Origin of the sequence: Peptoclostridium litorale DSM 5388 (assembly GCF_900141635.1) — a bacterium.
Classification (GTDB): Bacteria; Bacillota; Clostridia; order Peptostreptococcales; family Peptostreptococcaceae; genus Peptoclostridium; species Peptoclostridium litorale.
Map to the genome: position 1 here is coordinate 256,065 of NZ_FSRH01000003.1, position 22,533 is coordinate 278,597.

Sequence of the window (22,533 nt, forward strand, 5' to 3'; positions counted from 1 at the left end):
GCTAATGCCGGTTTTTTTGTATGTTAATGTTATACTGGAATGGAGAAGAAAATAAAAACATCAATAGGAGGAATACTGTGGCAAGGCTTATAATAGCGGAAAAACCTTCAGTGGCAAAAAACATAGCGGAGGCTCTTGGAGTCAAAAATAGAAATGACGGATATCTTGAGGGCGAAGACTATTTGATAACATGGGCGTTTGGGCATCTTCTCCAGCTTTACGATGCTAAGGACTACAAAGAGGAGATGGCTCGCTGGAAGATAAGCCAGTATCCATTCATACCGGATGAATTCAAATACAAGATAAAGTCTAGTCAGGGTGACAGAAGCCAGGTAGACGAGGGTGCCAAAAAGCAGATAGAAATAATAAGACACCTGGCAGAAAGAGAAGATGTTGACGGGATAATATCCGCATGCGACTACGACAGGGAAGGTCAGGTCATAGGAGACATAATAATAGAATACATAAAAGTGCAAAAGCCGGTGTACAGGCTGCTTCTTAACGAGTGGACGGCGGACGAGGTGGCTGGGGGAATGGAAAGGCTAAAGAGCAACGATGAGATGAAGCCTCTTCAAGACTCCGGGATAAGCAGGCAGTGGGCTGACTGGACTATAGGTATAAACCTTACATCAGTGGCCTCTTTGAAATACCAAAGGGGAAGGGTTGGCCCCCTGAACATCGGAAGGGTTCTTCTTCCTACTCTCAAGATAATATACGACAGGGACCGTGAGATAGAGCAGTTCGTGCCCGACACATTCCACAAGCTGCAGACGATTTTAAAAACGGACAAGGGCGAGGAGTTCAGCGGGACTTATGCAGAGGGCAAGGATGAAAAATTCAAGGACAAGAAGCCTCTTGATGAGGCGCTCTCTTGCGTGAAAAAAGGCAAGGCGGTGGTTGTGGACAAGCAGGTTGAAAACAAAAAGGACTATCCACCCTATCTTTTCAACCTTTCAAACCTCCAGGGATTTGTAACCAGCAAATACAAGGGATGGACCTCGGACAAGGTGCTAAAAGTGGCACAGTCGCTATACGAGAAAAAGTTCATAACATATCCCCGTACATCTAGCGTTGTGCTTGAGGAAAGCCTTGAGGGCAGGGCTAAAAAAGTGCTTGAGATACTCAAAAAAGGGCTGCCCTACGAAGGGGAGGTCAAATTCAGATTTACAAAGCGTAATTTCGACAATTCCAAGGTGGAAAGCCACAGTGCCATAGTTCCGACATACATGGTTCCGAAGAAGTTGTCGCAAGACGAGAAGACAGTATACACTGCCGTCAAAAACAGATTTATAGCCCAGTTCATGCCTCTTTGCGAGTACGAGGAGACCAAGATATACACAGGAGTAGAAGGTGAGGACATCAAGGGGTCATTCGTGTCGAAGGGAAAGGTTCTGATAAATGAAGGCTGGAAAAAGGCCGAAGGGATAGAGACCAAAGAGGCAGAGCTTCCTCTTGTGAGCATAGGTGATGAGCTTGAATTCAAGAGCCCTAAAATAACAACCAGCTCTACAAAGCCCCCAAAGCACCATACGGAAAAAACTCTCCTTAGAGTAATGGAGACCTGCGGCAAGAAGTTCGACGACGAGGAAAGCGACGAAATGATGGACGCAGTGCTTAGCGGTTTTAGCATAGGGACCCCGGCGACAAGGGCCGAGACCATAAAAAAGCTAAAGGACGTGGGCTATATAAGCGCAAATGGCAAAAACCTTATATGCACCCAAACAGGCAAGAAGCTGGTTGAAAAATTCCCTATAAAGGAGCTTTTCGATCTTGGATATACGGGAAGGCTTGAAAAGACTCTTTCCGACATTGAAAAAGGCAAGTTTAAAAAGCAAGACTTTCTCGACCTCATATACGATTTCACCAGAAGATCTGTCGAGAGGATAAAGAACGGAAATGCAGTAATAATCAAAAGCTCCGAGGAATATGTGGAACATGAAGCCCTTGGTAAATGCCCCGCATGCGGAAGCGACGTCATAGAGGGTAAGAAGGGATTTGGCTGCAGCAACTGGAAGGGCGGGTGTAAATTTGTAATATGGAAGGACGACAAGTATCTTGCAGCCCTTGGCAAAAAGCCCACAAAGGCCATGGTCAAAAAGCTTCTTAAAGACGGAATGGTAAAGGGAGTAGGATTTAAGAGCAAGAGAGGAAACACATTCGATGCATACATCAGGTATGTGAAAAGCGAAAAAGACGAATATTTCAAATGGGAAATGGAATTTATATAAATGCATATACGAACTTTATTTTTTTATGGATATAAAAAGACAAATAAATGCAAAAAAAACCGAATCATATGTTATAATATCTAGGTGAAGTTAAGGAAAATAAAGAAAACAGAGTAAAGGAGCTAAAAACATGTCAGGATACGATAGCTATAAAAATCCTCTTATAGAGAGATATTCAAGCAAAGAGATGAGCTTCATATTTTCAGCTCAAAACAAGTTCTCGACTTGGAGAAAATTCTGGGTTGCACTTGCAAAGGCTGAAAAGGAACTTGGACTTCAAATAACTGACGAGCAGATAGCAGAGCTTGAAAGCAATATTGAAAACATAAATTTTGACGACGCTAAAAAGTTTGAAAAAGAGACAAGACACGATGTAATGTCTCACGTAAAGGCTTACGGACTGCTTTGCCCAAATGCAAAGGGGATAATACACCTTGGCGCTACAAGCGCATATGTAGGTGACAACACTGACGTAGTAGTAATGAAGCAGGCGATAGAACTTGTGATGGTTAAGTTTGCAAACCTCATGAAGAACCTTTCGGATTTTGCACTCAAGTACAAGGAAATGCCTACTCTTGGATACACACATTTCCAGCCGGCGCAGCTTACCACGGTAGGAAAGAGGGCTTGCCTTTGGCTGCAGGACCTTATAATGGACTTTGACGAACTTGAATACAGACTTGAGAGCCTAAAGCTTAGGGGCGTTAAGGGAACTACTGGAACTCAGGCGAGCTTCCTAAGCCTTTTCGAAGGAGACCATGAAAAGGTTAAAAAGCTTGACGAGCTTGTGTGCAAGAACATGGGAATAGAAAAGAAGTTCACAATAACTGGGCAGACATATTCAAGAAAGCAAGACTGCCAGGTTCTTTCAACACTTTCTTCAATAGCTCAGTCTATGCACAAGATGACAAACGACCTTAGACTTCTTCAAAACCTCAAGGAAGTGGAAGAGCCTTTTGAAAAGTCTCAGATAGGATCTTCAGCCATGGCATACAAGAGAAACCCCATGAGAAGCGAAAGGATTTCTTCGCTTTGCAAATATGTTATGTCTCAAAGCCTAAATCCGGCTCTTATATTCTCGACTCAGTGGTTCGAAAGAACTCTTGACGACTCTGCAAACAGGAGACTGAGCATACCGGAATCATTCCTTGCAATAGATGCGATACTTGAAATAGGAATAAATGTCACAAACGGCCTTGTGGTATACGAGAACATGATAAGAAAGCATGTAAACGAGGAACTTCCTTTCATGGCGACTGAAAACATACTCATGGAAGCTGTTAAAAGAGGCGGAGACAGGCAGGAGCTTCATGAAAAGATAAGAATATATTCTATGGAGGTTGGGGAAAGGGTTAAAAACCAAGGCCTTGACAACAACCTTATAGACAAGATAATCGATGATACTTCATTCAAAATGTCAAAAGAAGAGATACTTGAAATAATAGACCCTAAAAAATTCACGGGAAGAGCTCCCCAGCAGGTTGACCAGTTTGTGGAAGAGGAAATAAAACCTATCCTTGAAAAGCATAAGGATGAGCTTGGAATAGATGTAGACCTTAAGGTGTAAAAAGCATAATACAGTTGGTTAACGTTTCTATAAAAAAGCGGCATGCCAAATATGGCGTGCCTTTTCAATATGTATAATACTTGAATACAGGTATGACGCATGTCTTTAGATGATATAACGTCCTCCTAAGGCGAGATTGGAGAGCTTTATACCTCTGGCTCATATTGGAAAAAACATCCCTTAGAGGCGAATTTAATCGAATAACGTTGACTATGAATATGTAAAATTAATGTGTTGAAAAGGATGGATCGCAGCATAGGCGAACGAAAATACAGAAAACACAGATTAAATTCGCTAAAATGCAGATTCTCTCCGGGGATATAAAAACAAAAGCCGACTCAATGTTCGGATAAATCCGCCGGAGGTGTGCTTTAATCAAAGAAGAGATTAAAGAAATCATGCGGGTCTTTGGATTTATACGGTTGATTATATATACTTAAAGCCGGCAGGCTTTAAGGCCTATTTCGAATGAATATATACAGGGCTTGAGACATGGGGATTGGAAGAATCTTTTTATATTTCATTGTGATTTTTTTATAATAAATATATAATTAATTTACAAATACACTTGCCTTATAAGGTATTAGATGCTATACTATAAAAGTACCTTGATTCTGATTGTAAATATGATTCATGAAACGGAAAATAAACAGAAAATTTTATTTCCGCGGTTTCTGCAATAGAATAAATATTTTTACAAAGAATTAAAGGAAATAAAATTTTTGGAGGAATTACTAATGAAAACAGGAATAGTTAAATGGTTCAACTCAGAAAAAGGATTCGGATTCATAACAGTTGATGGTGGAGAAGACGTATTCGTACATTTCTCAGCTATACAAATAGACGGATTCAAAACTCTTGAAGAAGGACAGTCAGTTAACTTTGAAATAGTTGACGGACCAAAAGGACCTCAAGCAGCAAACGTAACAGTTGCTTAATTATAATTAGACATCAGAGCCTTGGAGAATAATCTCCAAGGCTTTTTTAATGACAAGAACCTTCTCATTAATTAAAGCATTGTTAAGGCTAAGAGAGTAAGGTTCACTACAAGTTTTGAACTGAGGAAGTGTTGATAATGGACGGAAATAAAAGGACGAATATAAAATGTGGACTTAAAGTTATGGTGGTTCAAAAACAGGATCAGCGAACAGGCAAGCTTACAGGGGGGACTGTTGAGAGGATTCTCACCAACTCATCAGTACACCCTCATGGAATAAAGGTTCGCCTTACCAGCGGGATAGTCGGACGCGTAAAAGAGATATGCGAAGACTAATTACTGAAATTGTATATATGCCGCGCTTGAAAAAGTATGAGATTGAATAAACTTTATCCGTTATAAAATACAAAAAAGCCAGAACTATTTTACAATTCAAAATAGTTCTGGCTTTTTTGTATTTTATAATAGTTCTGGCTTTTTTGAAAATTGGCAATATTGATGTTTGAAAGAGCTTTTCGATTAAAATTCATGCAATTCAATTGTATCCGATATTAATATAGGTCTTTTAATTTTTGGAATGCATCAAAAGATCTTTTTATCATCTCTGGATCCACACAATAAGAAATTCTAACATATCCAGGGCATCCAAAATCATCTGCTGGTACAACAAGAAGATTAAATGTCTTTGCATTTTCAGAAAAATTCACAGCATTTTCTTCTAGTGATTTTACAAACAAGTAGAACGCACCATTTGGTTTAACGCATTCATAACCCATGTTATTCAGCCCGTCGTACAACAATTTTCTATTTGTATCATACAATGCTACGTCTGATGTTTTTCCGAGACAACCCAAAACGACTTTCTGGAACATGCTTGGTGCGCATACATATCCGAGAGAACGTCCGGCACCACATACTGCTGTGTATATATCTTTATCATTTTCCACACTCTCAGGAACCAGAATATAACCCAATCTCTCTCCCGGAAGTGAAAGTGATTTGCTGTATGAGTAACATATAATTGTATTCTCATAATAAGCTGGTATATATGGGATTTGTATGTCATCATAAACTATTTCTCTGTATGGTTCATCAGATATGAGGTACAGGGGCTTATTATATTCTTCAGATTTCTTTTTTAATAAATTTGCCAAATCATTTAATGTTTTTTCTGAATAAACAACTCCAGATGGATTGTTAGGAGAATTTATTATAATCCCTTTTGTGTTAGGGGTAATAGCTTTTTCTAATGAATCCATCTTAATTTGGAAATTTTCTGTGTCTGCTGGCACTACCACAACCTTTGCACCTGCATTTTTTATAAAAACCTTATATTCTGGGAAATATGGTGCAATAATTATAAATTCATCTTCTTCTGGATGTTTGGTAAGAGCCTTAAGTGTAATAGTTAATGAAGCTGCTGCACCACATGTTATGTAGAAATTATCTGCTTTCAACTGACAATTATATGTGTTGTTCATATACTCAGCCAGCCCTTTTCTTACTTCAAAATCACCCTGTGCAGATGTATAACCGTGAATTTCTTGTGATTTTGATGTTTCCAGCAATTTTAGCATTGTTTCTTTTACACATTCTGGCGCTGGAACAGTTGGATTTCCAATACTGAAATCAAATACATTTTCTCTTCCAACAATTGCAGCCTGTTGCATTCCGTACTCGAATAAGTCTCTAATTACAGATCGTTTTGACCCCAATTCATACATTTCTTTTGATACCATATAGTTTCACTCCTCCTCTAAAAGTATTTAGCATTGATAATATTTTGGCAAAAAATGATGTGGTATTGATGTGGCTACAGTGTAACAATATGACAAATGTTGTGCAAGGTGCCAAAATAGCGAAAAAACAGTAAAATATGAAGTTGTGGCCGCTAATACTCACTATATCACCATATATCTTAATATTAATACTGTTTTTGATTTTTTATAGTATTCAAGATCTGCAATTATATAATTTTCAGAAAACACTACATAATTAATATATATGCTAATACCTATGCTTGAAATTTGAATTTTCGAACAATTTAGCGTATTAAAATGTCATATTGAAAAATATTTATGCAGATTTGATGCGGGTTGATGTAATTTGAAATTTTTCGAATGATAAAAATAGAACCGCTTCAGAAAATGTACCGGAAAAAATACCCTAAAAAAAGTAGAACGTGTTTGACAAATAGTAAACAATATGTTATCCTTCAATTGTCGGGAAGTGATTCCAAAAATTAGAATCCAGAATAATATCTGCATATCAAGATACATAAGGCTTGTGGCTATCAGTTGCATTCAATGCTTATCAACAATTGAATGTTCACCATGCAAATTGATCAGATTCTATTTTAAATAATCAGAATGTGATTTGCCGAGGCACTTCCAATAGTGCCTGTGTCTCATTTTGGAAAACGTTGTCATGCATTGCTTATAAAAACATACAGAAAAATAATACGAGACCTGGCTAACGACATAATCAGATTAGGCTAGAACGGGGCTGAGGTCAGTCCTTTCTAATAAAAGTTAAGTATCAAAAAATTAATTCGTAGGTGGAGGGATATTTATGAAAATCTTAGCTTATTGTGTAAGACCGGATGAAGTTGAATCATTTGGAAAATTTTCAGGGCAGTATGGGCATGAAGTTGAATTAATACCGCAATCATTTGGACCGGAAGTAGCTCATTTGGCGAAAGGATATGACGCCATTTCGATTCTAGGAAACTGTAAAGCCACTAGGGAGGCTCTAGATAAGATAAATGACTATGGCATAAAGTACATGGCCAGCAGATCAGCGGGAGTAAACAACATAGACATAGAGGCTGCTGACGAATTTGGCATAGGAGTATCAAACGTACCAGCCTATTCACCTAACTCGGTATCTGAGCTGACTGTAGGAATTACAATTTGCCTTACAAGAAAGATACCTACAGCGCTAAAAAGAGTTGATACTCAAAACTTTGCGCTAAACGGACTGATAGGCGTAGAATTGAGAAACATGACTATAGGGGTTATAGGAACAGGGAGAATCGGCCTTGAAGTAATCAAAGGATTCTCAGGTTTTGGAGCTAAACTAATAGGCTATGACGTGGTGGAAAATGAAGCGGCAAAACAATATATTGAGTACAAATCGCTAGACGAGCTATACAAAGAAGCAGACATAATCACACTGCATGTTCCTGTGACAGACGACAATTACCACATGATAAATAAAGATAGCATGGCAAAAATGAAGGACGGTGTCTTCATAGTGAACTCGGCGCGTGGAGGACTAATTGACACTGAAGATCTTATGGAGGCATTGAAGTCTGGAAAGGTAGCTGGAGCTGCATTGGATACATACGAGCATGAAGTTGGTGTCTTCCACAACAACAAGATGAATGAAATTCTAAAGGATGATACATTGGCAAAACTTAGAAGCTTCCCAAATGTAGTACTTACACCTCACTGTGGATTCTATACAGATGAAGCTGTATCAAACATGGTTGAAACGGCACTTATAAGCTTAAAAGAATTTGAAATGCAGGGAAGCAGCAGGTGCCAAGTTGGGGGAAACAGCAGTAGCAAATCAAAATGCCTTGCATAGGCAGCGCTAAACAGGACAGAAAAGTCAGTTCAAAGATTCGAAAGCTCCATATTGCATCTGAATGTCAAAGAGAACATTGCATACTTATATATTTTGCGAATTGAAATTCTGTTTTATGGGATTCAATTCGCAAAATATCCTAAAAAATCAACTTGTGTAGTTTTTTAAAGCAATCAGAGTATCGGAAATGCAATATCAAAATTCAGAAAATAAAGAAGATAAAGAACATAAATATGAAGGGGATGATAAAATGACAAAGGAAAGAAAGGATATTTTCATAGCAGGTTTTGCCCTATTTGCAATATTTTTCGGAGCAGGCAACTTGATTTTTCCACCGAGTCTAGGACTGGCGGCAGGAAAAGCCTGGCCTCTAGCAGCACTTGGATTTTTGCTTACAGACCCTGTTTTGCCCGTACTGGGTGTAATTGCAACATCTAAAGTAGGTGGAAAAGCCGAGGACCTTGGTAAAAGGGTAAGTCCTCTATTCGCAAAAATACTGGGAGCAGTATGTATACTAGTTATAGGACCTCTTTTCGCGGTTCCAAGAACTGCAGCTACGGTATACGAAATAGCCATAAAACCTGTTATGCCGAGCTCACCGCTTCTAATAACATCGCTAATCTTCTTTGTAATCACATATATGCTTGTAATCAATCAAAGTGGCGTAATTGACAAGATAGGAAAATATCTGACTCCGGCACTGCTAGTTATACTTACCGTTATAATAGGTGCGTGTGTGATAAATCCTATAGGAGAGATAGTAGCACCTCAGCCTGGAAACTTTTTCCTAAAGGGCTTTGAGGAAGGTTACCAGACAATGGACGCTCTGGGTGCATCGCTTATGGCGGGAATAGTGCTTTCGGATTTGATATTTAGGGGATACAAGGACAGAAAGAAACAGCAGCATATGACTACCAGAATAGGACTAGTTGCAGCGGCACTGCTAGCCTTTATATATGGTGGATTGACATATGTAGGAGCAGCTGGAAGCGCTATATTCAGCAGTGATATGCCAAGAGTTGATCTGCTACTGGGCCTTGTAAATGAAATCTTCGGAACTGCCGGTACAATATCGATAGCGGTTGCAGTATCTTTGGCCTGCCTGACTACTTCAATAGGTCTTACTGCTACAGCGGCAAACTACTTCAGCGGCATAAGTAATGGCAAATTATCATACAAAGCTGTGGCAATCGCCGTAGTAGTATGCAGTTTTGCTCTTTCGAATTTCGGTGTGGAAGGTCTAATCAGCATAGCGGTTCCAATTCTATGTACTGTATATCCGCTTATAATTGTTTTAATATTAACAACATTGTTTGACGAACACATACCAAATGACCATACTTACAGGGGTTCTGTCCTAGGGGCTTTCATAGTCAGCTTGACTATGACACTAAACAGTACGTTCAATATATTGAATGGCCCTATGGTTTTGATACAAAAATTACCTCTATATGCGAATGGATTCCCTTGGATTGTTCCATCTATAGTTCTAGGTATTGCATTTATGATTTACGGTAAAATGACACAGAAAAATCAACCTGGAGAAGGTCTGGCAGGAGAAAACAGAACTGCTTAGATAAAGGGGTTACAGCATATCTCAAGGGGAATTTGCCTTGAGAATACAAAAGATAAAAAAGAGTAACTTAGTTTTCACCTAGGTTACTCTTTTTTATGAAAAATTTCAAGTAAAGATGTATAGAGCCTAACTCACAATCTCAATTGAATCAAGAAATCTTTCTATGGAACGAGGAATATTGTTTATTGTTTACATATCACAGGCGGTGCATCAATTGGTAAAAAAAAGAATGATTTTGTTAAAAATTTAGAAATTATCATTGACAGGAAAGTGAATATTTCATATAATGAAGTTGTAAAAAAAATAGAACGCGTTCTAGAACGCTATATGAATAATATGGAATTTACAATTACTTAATGTGTACTTGTGATTACGAATATCTTTTTACAGATTGAGCTTAGGGATGATTAAGTCAAAAGCACAATAAAAAATTCGAGGTGTTATTATGGATTTGAAAAATATTACAATCGGACAATATCTCAAAAATACTGCAAGTACTTTTTCTAACGACACAGCAATTGTGTTTCAGAAAGAAGAAAAAAAGCTGACTTGGAAGATGGTGGACGAGCTGTCGGATGAGTATGCAAAGGGGCTGATGGCCCTTGGATTGGAAAAAGGTGACCATATGGCTATCTGGAGTACGAACAAGGTCGAATGGATACTTTGTTTTCTGGCTGCAAGCAAGATTGGAGTATGTACGATTACTGTGAATATTAATTATCGCCTTGAAGAGGTTGAAAGATTGCTTGAACAATCAGACGCAAAAGCTCTTGTTTTTATGGATGGCTTCAGAGACATCAATTACATAGAAATTGTAAATGAGATCATAGGCAGGGCTAAAAAGGGGATAAATAAGACCGGCCGCCAGCTAAAACATTTCATACATTTTGGGGACAAAGAGTGTGAAAATGCAATAGAGCTTTCACAGGTCATTGAAACGGCAAGCGAAACTACAGATAAGCAGTTTGAGCATCGAATGATGGAGCTTGATACCCATGATGTCATTAACATCCAGTTCACTTCGGGGACTACGAGCAGTCCAAAAGGAGTAATGCTTACACACCATAACCTGATCAACAACTCATGTTACACTGGACAGCTTCTTAAGCTAAACAATAAAGACAGTCTTTGCCTGGCAGTTCCATTCTTTCACTGTTTTGGGTTGTCAGCAGGAATACTAATGTGCATAGGAAGTGCGACAGCGATGGTTCTAGTAGAATGCTACAGGCCTGTGGAGGTCATGAAGGCGATAACTAATCTGAAGTGTACGGCTCTTCACGGCGTGCCAACTATGTTTATCAGAATACTGGAACATGAAGAATTTAACAAATATGATTTTTCTACACTTCGCACAGGTCTTGTTGCCGGAGCGGCTTGTAATGAAGATACAATAAGAGAAATTATTAATAAACTAGGAATGAAAGAAGTACAAATCGGATATGGCCAGACAGAATCCTCTCCAGGATGCACACAGACTCTTGCGGATGATCCGATTGAAAAAAGGGTGTCGACCGTGGGAAAACCTTTGCCCTATGTAGAAATGAAGATTGTGGATATTCACACAGGGAAGGAATGCCCTAGAGGCGCTTCGGGGGAACTTTGCACGAAGGGCTACCATGTGATGAAGGGATATTACAAGAATGAGATCCTGACAAAAAGGGCTATTGACCGCGAGGGATGGCTGCATACGGGAGACGTTGCTTTTGTAGATGAGCAAGGATATTATCACATATGCGGAAGACTTAAGGACACTATCATCAGGGGAGGAGAAAACATAAGCCCCAGAGAGATCGAGGAATGCCTACTTATGCACCCGTGTGTCAAGGACGCTCAAGTCTATGGTGTACCAGAGAAGCACTATGGCGAAGAAATAGCAGCTTCTATTCAGCTGGAGAGAGGGTGTCATTTGGAAATCGAAGAAATCAGGCGATTTTTAAACGACAAGCTGGCTCGCTACAAGATACCAAAATATATTGAGTTTTGTAAAAAGTACCCGATTACATCCAGTGGGAAAATACAAAAGTATGTTTTAAAAGAAAAGATGATTAAAAGACTTAAGAAGGTTTCATTTTCTTAACTATATCAGTTTTCTGACATGCTTTGTCTAAATATAGGAAACTTTGATTTAAATATATAGAATAATTCATAGAAACGAATACATAAAAAACAGGAGGGAACTTAAATGAGTTTAAATGAAAAGATATTAGAAAGTATCAAGGTTGTAGAACTGGCAAACTTCATAGCTGCGCCGGCGTGTGGAAGATTTTTGGCAGATTCGGGTGCTGAAGTTATTAAGGTTGAGTCACTAGGAGGAGATGCCCTTCGTTATACAGCTCCAACAGAGGGAAGACCTCTAGACCAATATGAAAATACAACTTTCGACCTTGAAAATGCAAACAAGAGAAGTATAGCGCTTGACCTGAAGAATGAAGCGGGAAAAGAAGTACTTTTCAAACTTATTTCTGATGCGGATATATTCCTTACAAACTGGCGTCCAGGAGCCCTTAAAAGAGCGGGACTTGACTATGAAACGCTAAAGGTTAAATATCCTAAGCTGGTTTATTCACAAATAACAGGCTACGGTGAAAAGGGACCAGACAAGGACCTTCCAGGCTTTGACTTTACAGCTTTCTTTGCAAGAGGAGGCATAACAGGAACACTTTATGAAAAAGGAACTGTGCCTATGAACGTTATACCAGGACTGGGAGACCACCAGGCGGGTATGTTCCTAGCGGCAGGAACGATGGCAGCCCTTTACCGTGCAAAGATGACAGGCAAGGGAGAAAAGGTTTCTACAGGTCTTTTCCAAAGTGCGATATACACTGTAGGAATGATGCTTCAGGCGGCTCAGTACCCTGACCACGGCCTTCAATATCCTATAAACCGCAAGCAAACGCAAAATCCTTTCCTTGTAGCGCAAAAGACAAAGGATGACCACTTCATACAAACTTGCATGCCACCTTACGACCTGTACTACGACAGATACATGAAAGCAATAGGAAGAGAAGACCTTATAGGAGATGAAAGATACAGCAAGATAGAAAATCTTACTAGAGAGGGAAGAGCTGGAGAAATGTGCGACATAGTAGCAGCTCAACTCGTTCAAAAAGATAAAAATGAATGGGATGCTATATTCAGAGAAGCAGACATTCCTTTTGCGATAGCACAAACTTGGGAAGAGCTCCTAGAAGACGAGCAGGCATGGGCCAATGACTATCTATACAAAATGAAATACGACAACGGCAATACAAGAACTCTAGTACGTCTTCCAGTTACATTCGAAGAAACTGGTCTTAGCAAATACGAAAGAGGACCTCTTCTTGGAGAGAACTCAATAGATATACTTAAAGAGATGGGATACAGCGAAGAAGAAATAAAGGCAATGGAAGAAAACAAACTAGTTTACAAATGGAGCGATAAGTAATGTCAGATCAATACACGATGGGAATAGACATTGGTTCTACGGCATCAAAATGCATCATATTAAAGAACGGCTCTTATGTTGAGGGCAGTGCGGTCATATCTGTTGGGGCTGGAACGAGCGGCCCCAAGAGGGCTGTGGCTGAGGCTCTTGAAAAGGCCAACAAGAGCATGGAGGAAATAACGGCAGTAGTGGCGACGGGATATGGACGAAATACATTTACGCATGCCGACAAGCAAATGAGCGAGCTTAGCTGCCATGCAAAAGGTGCACATTTTATATTCCCTGATGTTAAAACCATAATAGACATTGGTGGACAAGATGCCAAGGCACTTAAAATTTCTCCCAGCGGGAAACTGATGAACTTTGTCATGAATGATAAATGTGCTGCAGGTACAGGTAGATTCCTGGATGTTATGACACATGTACTTGAGGTTGACATATCAGACCTTGCAAAGACTGGTGAGCAGTCGCAAAATCCTGTGGATATAAGCTCAACCTGCACAGTGTTCGCCGAGTCGGAGGTAATATCTCACCTGTCAAATAGGGTGGCTATAAGTGATATAGTGGCAGGCATACATAACTCTGTTGCAAGCAGGGTAGCGGGACTTGCCAAAAGAGTAGGAGTTGCTTCTCAGGTTGTTATGACTGGAGGGGTTGCCCAAAACGCAGGAGTTGTAAAGGCTCTTGAGAGGGAACTAGATGTTTCCATAGAGACAACGCCTATGGCACAGCTTGTGGGTGCCCTGGGAGCAGCACTATATGCATATGAACTTTTAGAGGACAAAAATAAGTCTGCATAATAAGGAGTGAAAAAGATGTCAGAAACAAATGAAAAGCCAGTTAAGGCGAAATATCTCTTGAGAGATATTTTAGACCAGCATTACAAAAATGCATGGGATGCGAAAAACAGAGGTGAGAAGGTTGGCTGGTGTGCCTCTAACTTCCCTCAAGAAATTTGTGAGACATTGGGCGTACCAGTAGTATATCCTGAAAACCAGGCAGCGGCAATATCTGCAAAAGGAGCAGGCCTCAAGATGTGCGAGCATTCCGAAGCAAACGGATACTCAAATGACATATGCGCCTATGCTAGAATAAGCCTTGCATACATGGATATCAAGGAATGCAAAGAGATGGACATGCCTCAGCCGGATTTCGTGCTTTGCTGTAACAATATATGCAACCAGATGATCAAATGGTATGAAAACATATCAAAAGAGCTTGACATACCAATGATACTAATCGACATACCATACAACACTGAATTTGAAACATCTGACGACAGAGTTAAATATATAAGAGCGCAGTTCGACCATGCGATTTCACAGCTTGAAGAAATAACCGGGAAGACGTTTTCACAGGAGAGATTCGAGGAAGTCATGAGAATTTCACAAGAATCTTCAAAAGCGTGGCTTGGGGCGACTGAATATACAAAGTATGACCCTTCACCACTTAACGGATTTGACCTTTTCAACCACATGGCGGTTGCCGTTTGCGCCCGTGGAAAACAGGAATCTGTTGATGCATTCCAGCTTCTGGAGAAGGAATACGCACAAGCGGTTAAAGATGGAACATCAACTTACAGAGGAGAGCAAAAACACCGCATACTTTTCGAAGGTATAGCATGCTGGCCGTATCTGCGCCACAAGCTGACTACACTAATGCAGCATAACATCAACATGGTGGGAACTGTGTATGCAGATGCTTTCGGTGTGATTTACAACAATGTAGACGAGATGATGAAGGCTTACTCTTATGTGCCTAATGCAGTTTCTTTTGAACGTGCACTCAAAATGAGAGTAGATGCCGTTACTAAAAACAAATGCGAAGGAGCAGTTATTCATACAAACAGAAGCTGCAAGCTATGGAGTGGATTCATGTATGAGCTTGACAGGAGACTTCGCGAAGAAACGGGTATCCCTACAGTGACATTCGACGGAGATCAGGCAGATCCTAGAAACTTCTCAGAAGCACAATATGACACTAGAGTACAAGGACTATACGAAGTTATGGAAGCCAATAAGAAGGGAGGGAACCTATAATGAGTAGAGTTGCAGGACTTTTAGAAGAGTTTGGAAAAATCGCATCTAGCCCTATGAACAGACTAAACGAATATGCATCTGAAGGAAAAAAAGCCATAGGCTGCATGCCAATATACTGTCCAGAGGAGCTTGTTTACGCAGCGGACATGGTGCCCTTCGGTATTTGGGGAGCAGAGAAAGAGGTTTCACAGGCAAAAGAGTATTTTCCTGCATTCATCTGTTCCATTTTGCAAACAAGTCTTGAAATGGGCCTTAGAGGAGACTTGGATCAGCTGTCGGCTGTTATGATTCCCGTGCTTTGTGACTCTCTAAAGTGCATGGGACAAAACTGGAAGCAAGGAGTTAAAAATGTTGAGTTCATACCAGTGATTCATCCTCAAAATAGAAAGATGGAGGCTGGCGTTGAATTCTTAAAGACTCAATATACTAATATAAAAAACAGACTTGAGGAGATTTCGGGAAATGAAATAACTGATGACAAGTTGAAAGCAGCCATTGATGTCTATAATGAACACAGAAAAGCTATGAGAGAATTTGTTGATACGGCAGCGCAGTATCCACACCTAATAACACCTGCTCAAAGAAGCGCAGTTATAAAGAGTGGGTATTTCATGGAAAAGCCAGAGCATACAAAAATGGTCAGGGAGATTGTTAAAGAGTGCAATGCGCAGCCACAAAAAGAGTGGGATGGGCTTAAGGTTGTTACAACAGGTATAATCGCTGACAGTCCAAGCATTTTGAAAATACTAGAAGAACACAAGATAGCTGTTGTTGCCGATGATATCGCACATGAATCTCGCCAATTCAGAACAGATGTTCCGAATTGTGATGATCCTATGGAAGCACTTGCAAGACAACTTTCTGTAATGGAAGGCTGCTCGGTGCTTTATGACCCAGATAAAAAGCGTGGAGACATGATTGTGGATCAAGTGAAAAAACACGATGCAGACGGCGTAATCGTACTTATGACAAAGTTCTGTGATCCGGAAGAATATGATTATCCTATTATGAAAAAATCATTTGACAAGCATGAAATCCCGTCGATAATGATTGAAATCGATCAGCAGATGAGAAATTATGAGCAAGCAAGGACTATGGTACAAACGTTTTCTGATATGTTAAGCAACTAGCCTGAAGCAGACATAATGTGTAGACCAAAGGAAGTTTTATTGACTGCCAGGTATAGTTCTTATATAAGAAATATTCAATCCTTACTGCAATGTTGCACACGAAATAGTGCTTCAAACCCAATTGATTAAAAAATAATGTGAAAAGTAAAGGAGTAGGCCATGATTTTTAAAAAAGAGCATGAACTAATAAGAAAACTAGCTAAAGAATTTGCTGAAAAAGAATTGGCACCAATAGCTGCAGAAGTAGATGAAGCGGCTACATATCCTAAAGAAGTAATACAGAAATTAGCGAAAGCTAACTTCTTCGGAATAACTACACCTACAGAATATGGTGGAGCTGGAGCTGACTACAGAAGTTATGTTATCGTTATGGAAGAGCTTTGCAAGAAATGTGCCAGCACTGGAACATATGTATCTTCACCAAACTCACTAATGGGAGCTCCTCTATTAAGCGTTGGAACAGATGAACAAAAAAGAGACTACCTTACACCAATGATAACAGGGGAAAAAATAGGAGCATTTGGTCTTACTGAGCCGGGAGCTGGTTCTGATGCAGGAGCAATACAGACAACTGCTAAAAAGGATGGAGACTACTATATACTAAACGGTAGAAAAACTTTCATCACTCACGCACCTATAGCTGACTTCACTATAGTATTCGCTAAAACAGATGAAACAAAGGGCCTAAAGGGAATAAGTGCTTTCCTAGTAGACAGCAATGTGGAAGGATACAGCGTAGGAAAACCTGAAGACAAAATGGGAGTAAGAGGATCTAAAACAAGTGATGTAATACTTGAAAACGTAAGAGTTCATAAGGACAAGCTTCTAGGAAAAGAAAACAAAGGATTCCTAACGGCTATGAAAACTCTAGACACAGGTAGACTTGGTATAGCTGCCCAGTCGATAGGTATAGCTCAAGGAGCTATGGACGAAGCTACAAAGTACGTCAAAGAGAGAAAGCAGTTCGGAAAAAATCTAGCGCAGTTCCAGGGAATACAGTTTATGCTGGCGGAAATGGAAACTAAACTAAATGCTGCAAGACTGTTAACATACAACACGGCACTTAAAAAGGATATGGGACTAGACGCTTCAAAAGATGCATCGATGGCTAAGCTCTTCGCAGCTGAAACAGCTATGGAAGTTGTATCGAAAGCCCTTCAACTACATGGAGGATACGGATATATCAAGGAGTACACTATAGAAAGACTGTTCAGAGATGCTAGAATAACTTCTATATACGAGGGTACATCGGAAGTTCAAAAAATGGTAATAGCAGGAAGCCTTTTGAAGTAGATAAAGCCTAAAATATATCAATAGTATTATGAGGAGGATGAAAATGAAAGTTATCGTTTGTGTAAAACAAGTTCCAGATACAAATGAAGTTAAAATAGATCCTGTAAAGGGAACTCTTATCCGTGAAGGTGTTCCAAGTATACTTAACCCAGATGATGCAAACGCACTAGAAGGAGCACTAGCTCTAAAAGATAAATATGATGATGTAAATGTTACAGTTCTTACAATGGGACCACCTCAGGCAGAAGATATGCTAAGAGAGTGCCTTGCTATGGGGGCAGATGACGCTATACATCTAAGCGGCAGAGAATTCGCAGGTGGAGACACTTGGGCGACTTCTAACGCAATAGCGGCAGCAATCAATAAAATGGGCGACTACGACATAATATTCGCAGGCAGACAGGCTATAGATGGAGATACTGCTCAGGTAGGACCACAAATAGCAGAAAGACTTGGAATAAGCCAGGTTACATATGTACAAAACTTTGAAATAGACGGAAACGAGCTTAAGATACAAAGACAGCTTGAAGACGGATACGAAGTGATAAATGCGAAAACTCCAATACTTCTTACAGCAATAAAAGAACTAGGTGAGCCAAGATATATGACTGTAAAGGGAATATACGACTCATTCAGAGAAAAAGAAATAAAAGTATGGGGATTTGATCATCTTGGAATAGAAAACGACCAAGTTGGACTAAAGGCATCTCCAACTAGAGTTCATAAATCATTCGTACCGCAGCCAAAGGGACAAGGCGTTATGCTTGAAGGCTCAGTGCAAGAGATGACTGAAAAGCTAGTTGTAGCACTTAAGCAAAAACACCTTATATAACATATACAAATAGGAGGGAAACACCATGCCAATAGTAAAAGATCTTTCTTCATATAAAAATGTATGGGTATTCGCAGAACAAAGACAAGGTAAAATAATGCCAGTATCAATAGAACTTCTTGGAGAAGGTAGAAAACTAGCGACAGAAACAGGTAGCGAGCTTTGCGCAATACTTCTAGGATACAACACAGAAGATATGGCTAAAGAGCTGATTGCATACGGAGCTGACAAGGTATATGTTGCTGACAATGCACTTCTAGAAAACTTCACTACAGATGCATACACAAAAGTGATTTCAGATGCAATTTACGAAGTAAAACCGGAAATAGTGCTTATGGGTGCGACGCACATAGGTAGAGACCTAGCTCCAAGAGTTGCGGCTAGAGTAGATACAGGACTTACTGCAGATTGTACTCAACTAGAAATAGATCCAGAAGACAAAAAGATACTTCAAACTCGTCCTGCCTTTGGCGGAAACATAATGGCTACAATAGTTTGCCAGGGCCACAGACCTCAAATGTCTACTGTGAGACCGGGAGTTATGAGCAAGGCAGAAATGGATGAGTCAAGAAAAGGCGAAGTTATAGCGCTTGATATAAAACTTGCTAAAGAAGATGTAAGAACAGAAGTGGTTGAAATTGTAAAAGAGGCTAAAGAACTAGTATCGCTTACAGACGCTGACGTAATAGTAGCTGGAGGAAAAGGGCTAGGAAAAGCCGAAGGATTTGAACTACTTAAGCAACTTGCAGACAAAATGGGCGGAGTAGTAGGAGCTTCTCGTGCTACAGTGGACGAGGGATGGATAGATCACTCTCACCAAGTAGGTCAAACAGGTACTACGGTTAAGCCTACAATATATATAGCTTGCGGTATTTCAGGAGCAATACAGCACATAGCTGGTATGCAAAGCTCTGACATAATAATAGCTATAAACAAGAATGCAAGCGCACCGATTTTCGATGTTGCCGACTACGGCATAGTAGGAGACCTATACGAAGTGGTTCCTAAGCTTATGGAAGCACTGGACAAGGGTGAAGATTTAGTAAACGCATTAAAAACAGCATAAGAATTTAATATATAGAATACAAAGTAGTGAAACCATTAATGGTTTCACTACTTTGTTAAATGGAAGATAATTTTTTGGAATTTAAAAAGTTAAACCTGTTGCCAATTAAATCTTTTAAATATCTTTATGATATGAAGGAGGAGACTATGCTTTTTACAAAACAACATGAACTAGTAAGAAAGCTTGCAAGTACGTTTGCTGAAAAAGAATTGGCGCCTATTGCAGCACAGGTGGATGAGACGGGAGAATTCCCAAGGGAAGTCTTTGAAAAAATGGCAAAGGCGAATTTTTTTGGGATAAAAATGCCTAAAGAATACGGCGGCGCTGAGGCGGATTTTCGTTCATATGTTATTATTATGGAAGAAATCGCTAGAAAGTCAGGGGTAGCTAGTATTTTCCTGTCTTCACCAAATTCACTTATGGGCTCGCCGTTTTTAATAGCTGGAACAGAAGAGCAAAAACAAAAATACCTGGTTCCTATGATCAGCGGGGAAAAAATATTTGCTTTTGGACTTACAGAGCCAGGAGCGGGTTCTGATGCAGGCTCTCTTCAAACGACAGCTATAGAGGATGGCGATTACTACATATTAAATGGAAGAAAGACATTTATTACAGCAGCGCCTATTGCAGACTATGTTGTGATTTTTGCCAAGACGGACATGTCCAAGGGAACAAAGGGTATTACCACTTTTGTTGTGGATGCAAAGCTTGACGGCGTATCCATGGGCAAGCCAGAGAAAAAGATGGGTATGATAGGCTGTCCAACAAGCGATGTAATACTTGAAAACGTAAGGGTTCACAAGTCAGACATACTGGGAAAGGTCAACCAAGGCTTTACGACAGCTATGAAGACTCTTGACATAGGACGTATAGGTGTTGCGGCTCAGGCCATAGGCATAGCACAGGCAGCCATGGATGAGGCGGTTAAATACGCAAAGGAAAGAAAGCAATTCAAAAAGCCAATAGCAAATTTCCAGGGTATACAGTTTATGCTAGCTGAGATGGAAACGAAGCTGAATGCGGCACGTCTTTTGGTATATAATGCTGCTTATAAAAAGGATATTGGTCAGGATGCAAGCAAGGACGCTTCAATGGCGAAATACTTTGCATCAGAGGCGGCGCAGGATATTGTAAGCAAGGCACTCCAAATTCATGGAGGATATGGTTATATTAAAGAATATACAATCGAAAGACTATATAGAGATGTTCGCGTTATTTCAATTTATGAAGGTACATCCCAGGTTCAACAAATGGTTATTGCTTCAAAACTATTGAAATAATAAATTGAAAAATATAACTGAATATATGCAATAAGCTAAATGAAGGGGCAATCCCTGTTTATATCTACATTTTTTAAAGAAAATGGTATTCGTATTTTCTTTAAAAAATAATGTCGAAGGAGATATCATATGAAAGTAAAGAATTTTTTTTGGAGCATACTTTTTGCAGGCTTTTTTCTAATACTGTTAATTCCAGTAACAAGGGATCAATTTTTAGGATTTTCATCAATGCATCCTTATATGGGTGGATTTGTTAAATTTTTCGTGCTGGCTACCTTTGGAGAGGTAGTGGGGCTGAAGATCATCACTGAAAAATGGAGTTTACCTAGGGGCGTTTTATACAGGGCGATTGTGTGGGGAGCGCTAGGTATGCTTATAACCATGTCTTTGCCGCTATTTGCAGGTGGTGTGGTAGCCGCTCAGAAAAGTCACTATTTGCCGGGAATGGGCGTTCCTGTTTTCACGGCTTTTCTAACCAGCCTTGTTATGAATGGAACTTTTGGTCCTGCTTTTATGTCACTGCATCGCATGACGGATACATATATTGACATGAGGCTAGATGGAGAAGAGGGCGTAACCATAAACTCAGTAGTTAAAAAAGTCAACTGGTCGGAGTTTATCTCTTTTGTAGTCTTGAAGACCATACCGTTTTTCTGGGTTCCAGCTCACACCATTGTATTCATAGTGCCAAGTGAATACAGAGTGCTGCTAGCAGCGTTCCTATCGGTTGCCTTGGGAGGGATACTTGCTTTTGCTAAGAAAAAATAAAAAGGGTTTTATTTAGAAAATAGAGTTGACGAAAGATACATCCTAAGTTGCAAATAATGCAAAAAGGCCGGCATTTAATAGTGTATGCGGCCTTTTGGTCATTTATAGCCCTACATGGCAAAATTGAAATAATCGATAGGAATTATACTGATTAAAAGCTTGACAATAATGGTATTTGATATTATAATTTTAGTTTTGAAGAGGGGGTATGCTTATGAGCAAAATAAAGAAAAAACAGATGGAGAAGAGAAGAAACATTATAGTGTCAATAGCGTTTCTATTTTTCCGAAAATCTCCGTTCGAAAATTACCGTTTTCAACCGAAAACTATGCGTAAACTCAGTCGATTTTATTCCACGATCCTGTTTACAATAAGACTCGCAGACCTGTTTTCAGTATCGGAGACATCTAAGTACCCTGTTGATGCATCTTTTAGGCTAACAGGTCTGCTTCTCATTATAAACAGGCTTTCGCGGCATAAATGTCACATACGGTTATTCTTCTTTACTCATTCTACTTGAGTTGAAAAATCCAGCTTTCTTCTTTTCTTTGATTCTATAGCTTTCACCTTTGATATTTATAGTCATTGAGTGATGAAGCAACCTGTCTAAAATTGCTGTCGCAACTACATTGTCTCCGAATATGTCTCCCCAATAGCCATATGACTTGTTGGATGTTATTATCAAAGAACCCTTTTCATAGCGCTCAGAGACGATTTGAAAGAAGTAGTGGGCTATCTCACCATGCATCTCATTGTATCCCAGTTCATCTATTACAAGGATATCTGGTTTTTGAAGCGTTTT

18 protein-coding genes are annotated in these 22,533 nt (G+C 39.7%); 16 read left to right on the plus strand and 2 right to left on the minus strand.

What is annotated here, in order from left to right; translation table 11 throughout:
* Nucleotides 1-77 precede the first annotated feature (77 nt).
* The 4 genes from BUQ87_RS04430 to BUQ87_RS04445 all read left to right on the plus strand — a co-directional run bounded on the left by BUQ87_RS04430 (nt 78) and on the right by BUQ87_RS04445 (nt 5,068).
* Nucleotides 78-2,228 (plus strand): type IA DNA topoisomerase, encoded by a 2,151-nt coding sequence (locus BUQ87_RS04430; RefSeq protein ID WP_038268239.1) that lies wholly within the window; start codon nt 78-80, stop codon nt 2,226-2,228.
* 130 nt (nt 2,229-2,358) lie between these two features.
* The gene (purB, locus tag BUQ87_RS04435; RefSeq protein ID WP_038268243.1) at nt 2,359-3,795 is read left to right on the plus strand and encodes an adenylosuccinate lyase; all 1,437 of its coding nucleotides are present in this window, start codon (nt 2,359-2,361) and stop codon (nt 3,793-3,795) included.
* 737 nt (nt 3,796-4,532) lie between these two features.
* Nucleotides 4,533-4,733 carry a cold-shock protein gene (locus BUQ87_RS04440; protein WP_038268246.1) on the plus strand — a complete coding sequence of 67 codons (201 nt, stop codon included), beginning with the start codon at nt 4,533-4,535 and terminating at the stop codon, nt 4,731-4,733.
* 137 nt (nt 4,734-4,870) lie between these two features.
* The gene (locus BUQ87_RS04445; RefSeq protein WP_038268248.1) at nt 4,871-5,068 is read left to right on the plus strand and encodes a YwbE family protein; all 198 of its coding nucleotides are present in this window, start codon (nt 4,871-4,873) and stop codon (nt 5,066-5,068) included.
* 215 nt (nt 5,069-5,283) lie between these two features.
* Here BUQ87_RS04445 and BUQ87_RS04450 read toward each other — a convergent pair whose 3' ends face one another.
* Nucleotides 5,284-6,471, minus strand: a complete 1,188-nt coding sequence (locus BUQ87_RS04450) for a pyridoxal phosphate-dependent aminotransferase (RefSeq protein WP_038268249.1) — start codon at nt 6,469-6,471, stop codon at nt 5,284-5,286.
* A gap of 832 nt (nt 6,472-7,303) precedes the next feature.
* Between BUQ87_RS04450 and BUQ87_RS04455 the strand changes: the two genes are divergently transcribed.
* The 12 genes from BUQ87_RS04455 to BUQ87_RS04510 all read left to right on the plus strand — a co-directional run bounded on the left by BUQ87_RS04455 (nt 7,304) and on the right by BUQ87_RS04510 (nt 21,731).
* A complete protein-coding gene (locus BUQ87_RS04455; RefSeq protein ID WP_052636446.1) occupies nt 7,304-8,323 on the plus strand; it encodes a D-isomer specific 2-hydroxyacid dehydrogenase family protein in 1,020 nt (339 codons plus the stop codon).
* A 250-nt stretch (nt 8,324-8,573) separates the two neighbouring features.
* Entirely contained in the window at nt 8,574-9,899 is a 1,326-nt protein-coding gene (gene brnQ / locus BUQ87_RS04460; protein WP_038268252.1) for a branched-chain amino acid transport system II carrier protein, read from the plus strand.
* A gap of 445 nt (nt 9,900-10,344) precedes the next feature.
* Entirely contained in the window at nt 10,345-11,976 is a 1,632-nt protein-coding gene (locus tag BUQ87_RS04465) for an AMP-binding protein (protein ID WP_038268255.1), read from the plus strand.
* A gap of 105 nt (nt 11,977-12,081) precedes the next feature.
* Nucleotides 12,082-13,323 (plus strand): CaiB/BaiF CoA transferase family protein, encoded by a 1,242-nt coding sequence (locus BUQ87_RS04470; RefSeq protein WP_038268258.1) that lies wholly within the window; start codon nt 12,082-12,084, stop codon nt 13,321-13,323.
* Nucleotides 13,323-14,123, plus strand: a complete 801-nt coding sequence (locus BUQ87_RS04475) for an acyl-CoA dehydratase activase (protein WP_038268261.1) — start codon at nt 13,323-13,325, stop codon at nt 14,121-14,123. The genes BUQ87_RS04470 and BUQ87_RS04475 overlap by 1 nt, the downstream gene beginning before the upstream one ends.
* Nucleotides 14,124-14,138: 15 nt before the next feature.
* The gene (locus BUQ87_RS04480; RefSeq protein ID WP_038268264.1) at nt 14,139-15,362 is read left to right on the plus strand and encodes a 2-hydroxyacyl-CoA dehydratase subunit D; all 1,224 of its coding nucleotides are present in this window, start codon (nt 14,139-14,141) and stop codon (nt 15,360-15,362) included.
* Nucleotides 15,362-16,492: a 2-hydroxyacyl-CoA dehydratase subunit D gene (locus BUQ87_RS04485; protein ID WP_038268267.1), complete on the plus strand. Its 1,131-nt coding sequence runs from the start codon at nt 15,362-15,364 to the stop codon at nt 16,490-16,492. The genes BUQ87_RS04480 and BUQ87_RS04485 overlap by 1 nt, the downstream gene beginning before the upstream one ends.
* Before the next feature lie 159 nt (nt 16,493-16,651).
* A complete protein-coding gene (locus tag BUQ87_RS04490; RefSeq protein WP_038268270.1) occupies nt 16,652-17,785 on the plus strand; it encodes an acyl-CoA dehydrogenase in 1,134 nt (377 codons plus the stop codon).
* 43 nt (nt 17,786-17,828) lie between these two features.
* A complete protein-coding gene (etfB, locus tag BUQ87_RS04495) occupies nt 17,829-18,617 on the plus strand; it encodes an electron transfer flavoprotein subunit beta (protein WP_038268272.1) in 789 nt (262 codons plus the stop codon).
* Nucleotides 18,618-18,642: 25 nt separating this feature from the next.
* Complete coding sequence (locus BUQ87_RS04500; protein WP_038268276.1) at nt 18,643-19,683, plus strand: electron transfer flavoprotein subunit alpha/FixB family protein; 1,041 nt, start codon at nt 18,643-18,645, stop codon at nt 19,681-19,683.
* Between the two features lie 146 nt (nt 19,684-19,829).
* Nucleotides 19,830-20,963 carry an acyl-CoA dehydrogenase family protein gene (locus BUQ87_RS04505; protein ID WP_038268279.1) on the plus strand — a complete coding sequence of 378 codons (1,134 nt, stop codon included), beginning with the start codon at nt 19,830-19,832 and terminating at the stop codon, nt 20,961-20,963.
* Nucleotides 20,964-21,092: 129 nt separating this feature from the next.
* Complete coding sequence (locus BUQ87_RS04510; RefSeq protein WP_038268281.1) at nt 21,093-21,731, plus strand: hypothetical protein; 639 nt, start codon at nt 21,093-21,095, stop codon at nt 21,729-21,731.
* 493 nt (nt 21,732-22,224) lie between these two features.
* Here the strand turns inward: BUQ87_RS04510 and BUQ87_RS04520 are convergent.
* A partial coding sequence (locus BUQ87_RS04520) for an ATP-binding protein (RefSeq protein ID WP_159434266.1) occupies nt 22,225-22,533 on the minus strand: 309 nt, incomplete at its 5' end.